This is a genomic window from Nitratireductor kimnyeongensis, from assembly GCF_019891395.1.
In the GTDB taxonomy this organism is placed as follows: Bacteria; Pseudomonadota; Alphaproteobacteria; order Rhizobiales; family Rhizobiaceae; genus Nitratireductor; species Nitratireductor kimnyeongensis.
This window is the reverse complement of sequence record NZ_CP078144.1, coordinates 209138-221756: the sequence shown is the minus strand read 5'-3', so window position 1 is coordinate 221756 and position 12619 is coordinate 209138. Positions and strand designations below refer to the sequence as shown.

Below are 12619 nucleotides of genomic sequence, written 5' to 3'. Positions count from 1 at the left end.
CCTGCCTCCGCAACCCTCGGAACGTCCATGCAAAAGCGCGCTTATTTCAAGGCCAACTGGCTGGCCTATCTCTTCATTGCCCCCCAGTTGCTGATCATATTCGTGTTCTTCTATTGGCCGGCATCGCAGGCCATGTACTGGGCATTCACCCTTGAGCAGCCCTTCGGCGGCGGCAATCAATGGGTCGGGCTCGACAATTTCAAGGCCGTTTTCTCTGACGAAACCTACTGGGCCTCTATCTGGCGCAGCATTATCTTCGCCGTGCTTTCGACCGGGCTTGCTATGTCCATCGCGCTGGTGCTGGCGCTCTTTGCCGACCGACAGTTGCGCGGCTATCGTTTCTTCCGCGTCGGGATGATCTGGCCCTATGCCATCGCGGCACCAGCCGCGGCGCTCGCGTTCCGCTTTCTTTTCAATCCTCAATCAGGCGTCTTTGCCTATCTCAACACGCTGTCGCCCGGTCTGTGGAACCCGGCACTCTCCGGCGTCGATGCCATGACGGCGATCATCATCACCCAGGCGTGGAAACAGGTCTCCTATTCCTTCATTTTCTTTCTGGCCGGTCTCCAGTCCATTCCGCGCTCACTGATCGAGGCCGGCTCCATGGATGGTGCGCGGGTGATGCGCCGCATGCTCGACCTGCAGCTTCCGCTGCTCGCGCCGACCATCTTCTTCCTGCTGGTCATCAACATGACGGATTCCTTCACGGACTCCTTCGGCATTGTCGACATTCTGACCGAAGGCGGTCCGGCCCGCGCCACCGAGCTGATGGTCTACAAGATCTATGTCGATGGCTTTCAGGGGCTCGATTATTCGGGTGCCGCTGCGCAGTCACTGGTTCTCATGGGGCTCGTCATCCTCATGACCTTCTTCCAGTTCCGCTTCATCGAACGCCGCGTGCACTACACGTGAGGAGCAAGCCATGATCGAACGCACCCCCCTCCTCAACATCGTCACCCATGTGATCCTCGTCGCCGGCGCCCTGCTTCTGATCGTACCGATCTGGCTCGCATTCGTCGCCGCCACGCTGACCGTGGCCGAGGTCAACTCGACCAATGTGCACTACCTCCCCGGTGGGGAATTGTGGAACAATCTCACCGCCGCATGGACCCGCGCCGAATTCGGCGTGAAGTTCATGAATTCGATGATCGTCGCCATCGCCGTCGTGATCGGCAAGGTGATCATCTCGGCCATCAGCGCCTTCTCCATCGTCTTCTTCAACTACCGCCTGCGCATGGTGTTTTTCTGGGTGATCTTCATTACCCTGATGTTGCCGCTGGAAGTGCGCATCGTGCCCACCTACTCGGTGGCCGCCAACGCGCTCTACCCGTTCCAGACCATCCTCGATGTCACCGGCATAAGCTGGCTGATCGCGCAGGTCTCCGGCGTCGAGCTCTCGCTCGAATGGAACATGCTGAATTCCTATACGGGCCTGATCCTGCCGCTGGTGGCGACGGCCACCGGCACGTTTCTCTATCGCCAGTTCTTCCTCACCATTCCCGACGAACTGGTGGAAGCGGCCAAGATGGACGGCTCCGGCCCGTTCCGTTTCTTCATCGAGGTTCTGCTGCCCCTGTCGCGCACCAACATCGCGGCTCTTGCCACCATCATGTTTGTCTATGCGTGGAACCAGTATCTGTGGCCGCTGCTCATCATCACCGACCGGGCCAACTACTCCACCGTGGTGATGGAGCTGCGCCGCCTCATCCCCGGCCCTGACGCCATTGCCGACTGGAACGTCGCCATGGCCGGAACACTCATCGTCATGCTGCCGCCGCTGCTCGTCGTTGTCCTCATGCAACGCTGGTTCGTGCGCGGCCTCATCAGCACCGAAAAATAGTCTAGAGAAAGGCTGTCATCATGGCCGATATCAACATTCGCAAGGTCGAGAAATTCTACGGCAAGAACCAGGTCGTCCATGGTGTCGACCTCGACATTCACGATGGCGAGTTCATCGTCATTCTCGGCCCTTCGGGCTGCGGCAAGTCCACGCTTCTGCGCATGATCGCCGGGCTTGAAGAAATCAGCGCTGGCGAGATCGCCATCGAGAACACGGTGGTGAACCGGCTTGAGCCACGCGAGCGCGGCTGCGCCATGGTGTTCCAGAACTATGCGCTCTATCCCCACATGACCGTCGCGCAGAACATCGGCTACGCGCTGAAGGTCGGCGGCATGCGCAAAGCCGAACGGATGCAGAAGGTGGAAGCCACGGCCAAGAGCCTCGGCCTCGACCAGCTGCTTGACCGCAAGCCGGCACAGCTCTCGGGCGGTCAGCGCCAGCGCGTTGCCATGGGCCGCGCCATCGTGCGCGAGCCGAAAGTGTTCCTGTTCGACGAGCCGCTTTCCAACCTCGACGCCAAGCTGCGTGTGCAGATGCGCCTTGAAATCCGCCGCCTTCACCGCGCGCTGAAAGCCACCTCCGTCTTCGTGACGCACGATCAGGTGGAAGCCATGTCGCTCGCCGACCGTCTGGTGGTGATGAACGCGGGCCGCATCGAACAGGTCGGCACGCCCGAAGAGGTCTACCACGCGCCTGCAAGCGTCTATGTCGGCGGCTTCATCGGCTCGCCGGCCATGAACTTCCTGCCCTGTGGTGTCTCCGAGGACGGAACCTTCGCGGTGATCGACAACACACAATTTCGGCTGCCCATCGACCCCACTATCGGCAAGACCATCGCCGGCCAGTCGGTCATCGTGGGCCTGCGGCCCGAAGATCTGAAGATCGTGCCCGAGGCCAATGACCCGCACCTTCTCACCGTCGCCTTCGATTTCTCAGAGGAACAGGGCAGCGGCCGCCTCATGCATGGCCGTCTCGCCGGGCGCGATTTCGTGCTGCATTCCGCCGGACGCAGCCATCCGGAACCCGGCACACCCTGCTCGCTCTCGATTGCCCCTGAAAGCGTGCATCTCTTCGACCCAACGACCGAAAAACGCATCGTGGCGGAGACCGGCCCTGCCGACAAATTCGCTGCAGTAAGCCAACCCGATTTTGCCGGAGCCATTCAATGAAGCTCGTCAGCTACAACATCCAGTACTCCAAGGGGAAGGACGAGCAGTTCAACCTCGACCGCATTGTCGCAGAACTCCAGGGCGCGGATCTGATCGCCCTGCAGGAAGTGGAAACCCATTTTCCCCGCACCGGGCTCATCCATCAGGCGCAGGAGATCGGCGCGCGCCTGCCCGGTTACCACTGGGTTTATGGCCCCGGCATCGACATCGACGCCTCGATCGTCGCTGATGACGGCACGGTCACGCACCGTCGCAGACAGGTCGGCAACATGGTGCTGTCGCGTTGGCCGATCCTTTCCTCCATGAACCATCTCCTGCCCAAGATGGCGCTGACGAACCAGTATCACCAGCAGCGCGCAATGATTGAAACCGTGATCGCGACGGACAACGGTCCGCTGCGCTTCTGCTCGGTCCATTTCGATCATATCGGCCCGCAGACGCGGCTGCCGCAGGTGCATCATGCGATGGACCTGCTCCTCAACGCCTCCCATCGCGGTTCCGCATGGGGCGGAAACATCGCAGGCGACTGGTATGAGATCCCACCGCCACCCGTACCCGAGCGCACCATCGTGATGGGCGATTTCAACTTCACGCCCGACAGCGAGGAATATGCGCTTCTGATCGGCGACCGCTCGGAGAAGCATGGCCGCCTCGTGCAGGATGGCGGGTTTACCGATGCATGGGTGGCCGCCGGCAATGACGAGGATGAAGGCATCAGCTTCATCGGCACAGGCGTGCGGATCGACCATTGCGTGGTAAGCTCGAACATGGCCTCGAGCGTGCGGCGCGCCTGGATCGACATGGATGCGCAGGGCTCGGACCACCAGCCCCTGTGGGTCGAGATCGAAGGCTAATTCTTGACTGCGGGTGCCGGCCTTAAGCCGGCATCCGCGGCACGCTCGCAAGCAGCTTTTGCGTATAGGGGTGTTTTGGATTTTCCAGAATGTCGGCGGTCCTGCCGCTTTCGACGACCCGTCCCTTTTCCAGAATGACGATCTCTTCGCACAGCGCCGCGACAACGGCCAGGTCGTGCGAAACGAGCAGGATCGTTATCTCTTCCGAAAGCGCCTTGAGAAGATCGACAATGCGCGCCCGCGTCGAGAGGTCAAGCGCGCTCACCGCCTCATCGGCAAGGATGAGCTGCGGCCGCGCGACAATGGCGCGCGCAATGGCGATGCGCTGACGCTGACCACCGGAAAACTCGTGCGGATAGCGGTTTATGGCATCCGCCGGCAGGCCGACATCGTGGAGCGCTTTCTCAATCGCCTCCTGATGAGAGCCCGGAATGCCGAGCGCCCGCAATGGCTCGGCAATGATCGATTGCACCTTCTGGCGCGGGTCGAGCGATGAATAGGGATCCTGAAAGACAGCCTGAACCGCCTTGCGATACCCGCGCATGAAGGCGCGGTTGCCGGGATCGAGCTCGATGTCGCCGAATTGAATCTGCCCGCGAGTTGGACGCGCCAGCCCGAGCAGAAGCTTTAGGATCGTGGATTTTCCGGACCCCGATTCACCCACCAAGCCGACATTCACGCCAGCCTGAAGGCTCAACGAGACATCGTGCAGCACCTGCTGTTTGCGTGAATAGCCGAAGGAGACGTTCTCGAGTGAAATAAGGCTCATCGTGCAGGCCCCAGCGCCTTGTCAAACGCGTTCGCCGCATCGACAAGCGAGCGCGTGTATTTGTGTTTCGGCTCATCGAACACGGCATGGACTTCGCCCCGTTCGATGACCTCGCCACGGCGCAGCACGACGACGTTTTCCGTCACGCGCGCCACCACGGGCAGATCGTGGCTGATAAAGAGAAGCGCCATGCCTTCTTCGCGCACCAGACCGGACAGAAGATCGAGGATTTCTACCTGTGTGGTCACGTCGAGCGCTGTAGTTGGCTCATCCGCGACCAGCAGTTTCGGGCGGCAGGCGAGCGCCATGGCAATGGCCACGCGTTGCCGCTGACCACCGGAAATCTCGTAAGGATAAGACTTCACGATCCGGTCGATGTCGGGAAGCGAGACACGCTCAAGCAGCGACCGCACCTCGCGCGCGGCGGCTGCGCGGTCAACAGCCTCGCCCGCGCGGCGATGCCTGCGGAAGACCGGCTCGGCCACCTGCTTCCCCACCTTCATCAACGGGTTGAGCGCAGTGAGCGGCTCCTGAAACACGGTGGCAGCCGCCGCGCCCCGCAGGGGAATCATCGCACTCTCGGACGCTCCCACCATTTCTTGGCCATCAAGTTTGATGGAGCCCTGAATCTTGAACCCGCCCGGCAGAAGGCCGATGGCGGCAAGTGCCGTGAGCGACTTGCCAGAGCCGGATTCGCCGATCAGGCCAAGCCGTTCGCCGGGCGCGATGGAAAACGAAACGTCGGAAACCAGCGTCGTGCCACCGGTAGCGAGGGTCAGGCCGCGAATATCGAGAAGGCTCATTGCCGGCCCCTCCGGGTCGGGTCGCCCGCATCGCGCAGACCATCGGCCAGAAGGTTCATGCCGATCACCAACGTGACTAGCGCGATGCCCGGCGCGATAGCGCCGAAGGGCGCGGTGTAGACGGTGCCCTGCGCCTCCTGAAGGAGACGGCCCCACGAGGCGTTGGGCGGCGGCGCGCCGAGGCCGAGATAGGACAGCGAGGACTCCGCAATAACGGCGAGGCCGAACTGCAACGCGAAATTTACCGCCAGCATCGGCCAGATATTGGGCAGGAGATGGCGAAGGACGATGCTCGGCCACGACGCACCCGCCGTGCGCGCCGCGGTGATGTAGTCCATCGACAGAACGCGCTTGGCCAGAATGCGGGTCAGCCGCGCGACAATGGCCGAAATGGCGATGCCCAGCGCAAGCGTGGCCGAAAACAGGCTCGCGCTTTCGGTTGCCGCCACCACAAGCATGGCCAGAAGCAGCGTCGGGAAGGCGATCAGAATGTCGAAGGCGGCTGCCAGAATGTCATCGAGATACCGCGTGGCGAAGGCCGACAGAACGCCGAGCGTGACGCCGATCACCGCCGCAATGGCCACCGCGCCGAAACCGACGATCAGCGCGATGCGCGAGCCGATCATGATCTGCGTGAAGAGATCGCGCCCGAGACGATCCGTGCCGGCCCAATGGGCCAGTGACGGCGCTTCCAGCCGCCCACCGGCCATGCCCGTGGGGTCGTAGGGCGTCCACACCAACGTCAACAGTGCGACCGCGACATGCAGACCGACGAGAACAAGTCCCACGGTAAGCGTGAGGGAACCGCGCCGGTTGGGCATTGTCGCCGTTTCCACCTGCCCGCTCATGACCGCGCTCCCCGGCTCTCACGCAGTCTCGGATCGACCAGCCGCTGGCCGAGATCGGCAAGGAAACCGATCAGAAGAACCAGCAGCGTGGAGATGAAAAGCACGCCCTGAATGTTGGGGAAATCTCGTTGCTCAATGGCAAGGAGCAGCATGGAGCCGAGGCCCGGCAGGTTGAACACCCGCTCGACCACCACCGCACCAAGCAGCGCCGTGGCAAGCTCGATGCCGAGGATCGACATCACCGGCACCGCGCCGTTGCGGATGCCGTGGCGCACCAGCGCTTCGGAAAAGCCCGCGCCAAGCGCGCGCGCCGTGCGCAGATAGTCGCTGCCCAGCACATCCTGCGTGGCCGAGCGCACATAGCGCAGAAGCGAGGCGGACATCACGATGGCAATGGTGAGGATCGGCAGAAACAGGGTGCGCAGCGCCTCGACCGGCGTTTCCCAGCCGCGCGGCGGAAAGCCGCCAGAGGGGAATAACCGCAGATTGACGGCAAACAGCGTGACCAGAAGAATCCCCACCCAGAAAACGGGGATGGCGATGCCGAGCTGCGAGATCACCGAAATCGCCGCGCCATACCAGCGATCGGCCTTCACCGCCGAGAGAATGCCGAGCGGCACGGCGATTACCAGCGCCAGCAGGAACGAGAGAACGGTGAGCGGCAGCGTGACCGCCAGTCGGTCCATGATTTCCGGCAAAACCGGCGTGCGGCTGACAAAGGACGTGCCGAGATCGAAACGCGCCAGACTGGTGATGAACTGGACGAATTGCTGGGCAAGCGGCAGATCGGAACCGACCTGCCGCCGCGCGGCCGCGATCTGCGCCTCGTCGGCGCCGACCGAGATCAGCGCATTGGCGGGATCTCCCGGCAAAAGCCTGAGCAGTATGAACAGAACCACACAGGCCGCCAGAAGCGAGAAGAAAAGAATGGCGAGCCGCCGGGCGATATAAACGAGGATCGGAACCTCCCTCAGGACAATTCCACGCGAGGTGGAACCGTATGGCGGCTCGCCGGATCGGTTACTGAGCCTGCTTGACGATATCGTATGCGAAGAACTGCGAGTTCAGGCCGTTGACCGGATACCCGCTGACCGACGCGGTCGATACCACAATCTGCGGATAGAGATAAAGCCATCCGCTGGCAGCATCCTCGGCGATGATGCGATTTGCCTGCGTGAGCTTTTCATCGCGCTCGGCTTCCGAGCCGCTTGCCTCCGCAGAGGCAATCAGCTCCACCACTTCCGGGTTGTTGTAGCCCCAGTAAAAGTCGGGATTGCCGTAGAACACGATATCGCGGTGGTTCACATGCTCCTGAAGCGTCGCCTGAAAATCCTGCGCCTGGTAGATCTTCGTGTACCACTCATTGGCAGTGATGATGTTGATGTTCACCGTGATGCCGACCTTGGCCAATTCGTTCTGAAGGAACTGGGCGACGATCGGATGCGGATCGTAGTTCGGCGTGTCGAGCGTGAAAGTGAAACCATCCGCATAGCCCGCTTCCGCCAGCAGCGCCTTGGCGCTTTCCGGGTCGTAGGGGTCGACATCGGTGAGATCGACGTACCACGGGTCCGTTGGCGGTACGAAGGAGCCGATCAGCGTGCCGTAATCGCCCCAGATGGAATTCAACAGACGCTCGCGGTCAATGGCACGGGCAACGGCCTTGCGCACCTTCACGTTGTCGAAGGGGGCAACACGGTCGTTATAGGCGAGAACTTCCTTGGTGGTGGACTGGCCATCCGTGACGACAAACGACGGATTGTCCTGGAACTGGATCAGGGAATCCGGGCTCTGCACGCTGGTGATGATGTCCACCGCGCCGGTCAGAAGCGCGTTGTTGAGAGCGGTCGCCTCCTTGAAATAGGAGAAGGTCACGCCGCCATTCTTCGGCTTCTCGCCCCAGTAGTTTTCATAGGGCGAAAGCGTGATGCTGGAACCGCGCCGCCAATTATCGAGCTTGTAGGGGCCGGTGCCGTCCTCGCTGGAGGTCAGATCCTCGGCGGCATCATTGACGATCCATACATAGGTCAGATTGTAGGGCAGCGAGATGGAGCGCTCCTTGAGGGTGACCACAACGGTGCTATCGTCCTTGGCCTCCACGCTCTCGATGTTCGCCAGGCTGCGCTTGCGCGAGCTCTGGGAGGCCTCGGCGGTAACACGCTCGATGCTGTGCTTTACATCGGCTGCGGTCAGCGGGTCGCCGGAATGGAACGTAACATCCGGCTGCAGCGTGAAGGTATAGGTGAGCCCGTCCTCGCTCATCTCGAAACCGGAGACGAGCTTTTCCACCACGTCGCCATCGTCGGTGAGCTGGAACAGCCCCTCATAGACATTACCGTTGAAGGCCTCGTTGATGCCCTGCCCGGCACCTGCCGTGTTGTCGAGGTTTTGCGGCTCATAGAGCGAACCGATGCGAATGACGGCGGAAGGGTCTGTATTGTCCTGCGCCATGGCGCCCGTCGCGCCAACAATGGCGAACGCCACACTTATCGTCAGGCTGCGAAGGCCCAGACCCGTCTCTTTCAGCGATGCTGTCATCTTGCTTGTCCTTTGCGAATTCCAAACCGCGCGGTTACCTGCCCATGGCCTTGAACCCGCTGTTTCGTGGCTAATCTAACCGGCAAACACGATGACTGCGAGACATTTGAATCCCGCATGGAGCGAAATGTTCGCACCGGACCGACATTTCTACGGGGTCGGTGCGAAATCTATTCCTTCAGAACGCTAATTCGTAGAACACAAGACGCGCGTCAGGCGCCGTAGGGAACCCAGATGTTCTTCACCTGAACGGCGCGGCGCAGGTAATCGCGCCCGCGTCCCTGCGCGTCATCCAGCCAGTCCGGCATGCGGCCATGATTGACCCAGGTCGACTTCAGGTTCCCGGCCGATGCTTTCTCCACCATGGCGCTGCCTTCCGCCGATCCGAAATACCAGAGGGCTGCTACCTCGTCGTGCTCGGCAAGCGTCTTCACCAGAAGATCGCGCTCGCCGGTGACGATGTTCACCACGCCACCCGGCACATCGGACGTGTCGAGAAGCTGGTAGAAATCGCCGGCGATCAGGGGATGGCGCGCAGACGGCACGACCACGACCCGGTTGCCCATGGCGATGGCCGGCAGCACCAGCGAAACCAGAGACAGAAGTGGGGCCTCGTCCGGACAGGCAATGCCCATAACCCCAAAGGGCTCGTTCATGGCAAGCGTCACATGGCGCGACTGGGTGGAGTGGACCGCCCCGTCGAACTTGTCGGCCTGCGCGGCGTAATAAAAGATGCGGCGCAGCGCGGTATCGAATTCCTCTGCCGCCTTCTTCGCGCTGATGCCCGTGCTCTCGCACAGAAGCGCTTCCATGCCCTCGCGCCGCGCCTCCAGGTTCTCGCCCAGATAATAGAGCACCTGCGCGCGATTGTGGCCGGTCGCGCCGCCCCAGCCGCCGGCCTTCGCCGCTGCCTCGACCGCATTGCGGATGTCCTTGCGATTGCCGATGCCGGCCTGCCCGATCAGCACGCCGCCCTTGCCGGCGACCGAATAGACATAGCCGCCATCGGGCCGTGCCTGCTTGCCGCCGATATAGTTCTTCATGGTCCGGTCGATGCCCTCGACCAGAACCTTGCCCTCACCCGCCGGAGAGGCGGAGGGAATGAAGGCTTCCGATGCCTTGGGCGCGGAAAGCTTCTTTTCCCAGTCTGCAGCGAGATATTCGTAAAGCCCCTCGCGCGCGCCCTCGCGACCGAAACCGCTCTCGCGATAGCCACCGAACCCCGCGCCCGCATCGAGCATGTTGGTGCAGTTGATCCAGACAACGCCGGCTTTTACCCGCGCGGCAAGATCGAGCGCCACATTGATGTTTTCCGACCAGACGGAGGCGGCAAGCCCGTAGCGGCTGTTGTTGGCGAGTGCGGCGGCCTCGTCCGGCGTGCGGAAAGTCATGGAGGCGGCGACGGGGCCGAAGATCTCCACCTGGCAGACGGTTGCGGCAGGCTCGACATCGGTGAAGAAGCCGGGCGCAATGTAATTGCCCTTTTGAGGCAGCGGGGCGGAGGCCTGCCAGAGGGTTCCACCTTCCTCCACACCCTTTGCCACCAGCGCGGAAATCCGCTCCACCTGCACCGGCGAAACGATGGCGCCCACATCGGTGGATTTGTCGAGCGGGTCACCGACGCGCAGCGTTTCAAGACGCGCCTTCAGCTTGGCGTGAAAGCGCTCGGCGATGCCTTCCTGCACGATCAGGCGCGAGCCGGCGCAGCACACTTCGCCCTGGTTGAACCAGATCGCGTCCACCACGCCCTCGACAGCCGCATCGATATCGGCGTCCTCGAACACGATGAAGGGCGACTTGCCGCCCAGCTCCAGCGAGAGCTTCTTGCCGGAACCGGCGATCTGTTCGCGGATGACGCGGCCCACCTGTGTGGAGCCGGTGAAGGCCACCTTGTCGACGCCCGCATGGCCGCAGATGGCGGCACCCGTATCGCCATCGCCCTGGACAATGTTGACCACGCCGGCCGGCAGACCAACCTCGTGGCAGATCTCGGCAAAGGCGACCGCCGTAAGCGGCGTCAGGTCGGCGGGTTTCAGCACCACCGTGTTGCCAGCGGCGAGCGCCGGTGCGACCTTCCAGGCAAGCATCAGCAGAGGGAAGTTCCACGGGATCACCTGCCCGCACACACCCACGGGCGAGAAGCCGCGGAACTCGTCTTCCACCATCTCGGCCCAGCCGGCGTGGTGATAGAAGTGGCGGGCGACCAGCGGAATGTCGATGTCGCGCGTCTCGCGCACCGGCTTGCCATTGTCCATGGTCTCAAGCACCGCAAGAAAGCGCGAGCGCTTCTGCACATGGCGGGCAATCGCGTAGAGATATTTGGCGCGCTCATGACCGGAGAGCTTCGACCATTTGCCGAACGCACCACGCGCCGCTTTCACAGCAGCGTCCACATCCTCTGCCGTGCCGCAGGCGATCTCGGCAAGTTGCGAACCGTCCGAGGGATTGGAAACAGCAATCTGGCGTGCGCCCTTCGGTTTGACAAACCGTCCATCGATGAAATGGCCGAAGGAGCGGCCATGGGCATTGAGCCACGCGACAACATCGCCATTGGCTTCCGGAGAAGGGCCGTATTCCATGGTGCGCAGAATATCCTTGATGGAAGACATGTCTTTGATCCTCATGCGACCGCGTGACGGTTGGCGCTGGAATAGCGACCGGTCACGTAGTGCTCCAATTGCCGTTCGATGTCGCCCAGAAGCGAGCTTGCGCCGATGCGGAAGAGATTCGGCTCCAGCCAGCGGTTGCCCGCCTCCTCTTTCATGAGCGTCAGCCAGGCGAGAGCATCCTTGGCGGTCTTGAGTCCGCCCGCCGGCTTGAACCCGACGATCTGGCCCGAATAGTCGCGGTAATCGCGCAGTGCGCGCACCATGGTCAGGCTCACCGGCAGCGTGGCGTTCACGCCTTCCTTGCCGGTCGAAGTCTTGATGAAGTCGGACCCGGCCTGCATGGCGACCATCGAGGCGCGGTAGACATTGGTGAGCGTGCTGAGATCCCCTGTCGCCAGAATGGCTTTCATATGCGCCGCACCGCAGGCCTCGCGCATCGCGGCAATTTCGTCATAAAGCGCGCTCCAGTTCTGGGTCAGAACATGCTCTCGCGTGATGACGATGTCGATCTCGTGCGCGCCCTCTTCCACCGCATAGCGGATTTCGGCAAGCCGCAGCGGCAACGGCATGAGACCGGCCGGAAAGCCGGTGGCCACCGATGCTACGGGAATTTTGCTCCCTTCCAGCGCCTTGACCGCATGGCCAACCATGGTTGGATACACGCAGACAGCGCCGGTGGTGATGCCCGCATCGGCAAGCCCCAGCGCTTCCAGGATGTCCTCGCGCACCGGACGTCGCGCCTTGGCGCAAAGCCGGCGCACGCGTCCCGGCGTGTCGTCGCCGGCAAGCGTGGTGAGGTCGATACAGGTGATGGCCTTCACCAGCCAGGCCGCCTGATAGGCCTTCTTGATCGAGCGGCGCGCCGTCAGCGTGCCCGCCCGGCGCTCGGCCGCCGTGCGGTTCACGGACACATCCTCGAACCATTCAGTTTTCAGTTGCGTGCCGGTGTTTCGGGCGAGAGCGTCGGTCATGGCTGCGTCCGTGGTTTCGGGACCATCCGCCAAGGCGGGTGCCCGATTAATATGTTACGATAGAAACATTATGTTTGGATCGTTTCATAATATCCAACAACCTGTCAACCCACCTGTCCTTGCCTCACATAGACGCGAAGGTTTAATTTGCCGGAAGGACATCTCCGTGTCGGTCAACGCGTTCAACGCCGCGGACCGACCCGGAGACCGGGGGAACGCGG

At 62.1% G+C, this 12619-nt stretch carries 11 protein-coding genes; 4 read left to right on the top strand and 7 right to left on the bottom strand.

The window, feature by feature from the left end; translation table 11 throughout:
- Positions 1–27: 27 nt before the first annotated feature.
- Genes KW403_RS19090 through KW403_RS19075 form a run of 4 tightly spaced genes read left to right on the top strand, consistent with a single transcriptional unit; the run spans position 28 to position 3863 of the window.
- Positions 28–912: an ABC transporter permease subunit gene (locus KW403_RS19090; RefSeq protein ID WP_223022815.1), complete on the top strand. Its 885-nt coding sequence runs from the start codon at positions 28–30 to the stop codon at positions 910–912.
- Positions 913–922: 10 nt separating this feature from the next.
- Positions 923–1840: an ABC transporter permease subunit gene (locus KW403_RS19085; protein WP_223022814.1), complete on the top strand. Its 918-nt coding sequence runs from the start codon at positions 923–925 to the stop codon at positions 1838–1840.
- Between the two features lie 20 nt (positions 1841–1860).
- The gene (ugpC, locus tag KW403_RS19080) at positions 1861–3009 is read left to right on the top strand and encodes a sn-glycerol-3-phosphate ABC transporter ATP-binding protein UgpC (protein WP_246638002.1); all 1149 of its coding nucleotides are present in this window, start codon (positions 1861–1863) and stop codon (positions 3007–3009) included.
- Positions 3006–3863, top strand: a complete 858-nt coding sequence (locus tag KW403_RS19075; RefSeq protein ID WP_223022813.1) for an endonuclease/exonuclease/phosphatase family protein — start codon at positions 3006–3008, stop codon at positions 3861–3863. Before ugpC ends, KW403_RS19075 begins: the two co-directional genes overlap by 4 nt.
- A 22-nt stretch (positions 3864–3885) precedes the next feature.
- Here KW403_RS19075 and KW403_RS19070 read toward each other — a convergent pair whose 3' ends face one another.
- The 7 genes from KW403_RS19070 to deoC all read right to left on the bottom strand — a co-directional run bounded on the left by KW403_RS19070 (position 3886) and on the right by deoC (position 12398).
- Positions 3886–4632, bottom strand: coding sequence for an ABC transporter ATP-binding protein (locus KW403_RS19070; RefSeq protein ID WP_223022812.1), 747 nt, complete (start codon positions 4630–4632; stop codon positions 3886–3888).
- Positions 4629–5435 carry an ATP-binding cassette domain-containing protein gene (locus KW403_RS19065; RefSeq protein WP_223022811.1) on the bottom strand — a complete coding sequence of 269 codons (807 nt, stop codon included), beginning with the start codon at positions 5433–5435 and terminating at the stop codon, positions 4629–4631. The genes KW403_RS19070 and KW403_RS19065 overlap by 4 nt, the downstream gene beginning before the upstream one ends.
- Complete coding sequence (locus KW403_RS19060) at positions 5432–6283, bottom strand: ABC transporter permease (RefSeq protein WP_223022810.1); 852 nt, start codon at positions 6281–6283, stop codon at positions 5432–5434. The genes KW403_RS19065 and KW403_RS19060 overlap by 4 nt, the downstream gene beginning before the upstream one ends.
- The gene (locus KW403_RS19055; protein WP_246638009.1) at positions 6280–7230 is read right to left on the bottom strand and encodes an ABC transporter permease; all 951 of its coding nucleotides are present in this window, start codon (positions 7228–7230) and stop codon (positions 6280–6282) included. The genes KW403_RS19060 and KW403_RS19055 overlap by 4 nt, the downstream gene beginning before the upstream one ends.
- 73 nt (positions 7231–7303) lie before the next feature.
- A complete protein-coding gene (locus KW403_RS19050) occupies positions 7304–8818 on the bottom strand; it encodes an ABC transporter substrate-binding protein (protein WP_223022809.1) in 1515 nt (504 codons plus the stop codon).
- 212 nt (positions 8819–9030) lie between these two features.
- Positions 9031–11427 carry an aldehyde dehydrogenase family protein gene (locus KW403_RS19045; RefSeq protein WP_223022808.1) on the bottom strand — a complete coding sequence of 799 codons (2397 nt, stop codon included), beginning with the start codon at positions 11425–11427 and terminating at the stop codon, positions 9031–9033.
- 11 nt (positions 11428–11438) lie between these two features.
- On the bottom strand, positions 11439–12398 hold the full coding sequence (gene deoC / locus KW403_RS19040) for a deoxyribose-phosphate aldolase (RefSeq protein WP_223022807.1): 960 nt from the start codon (positions 12396–12398) through the stop codon (positions 11439–11441).
- Positions 12399–12619: the final 221 nt, after the last annotated feature.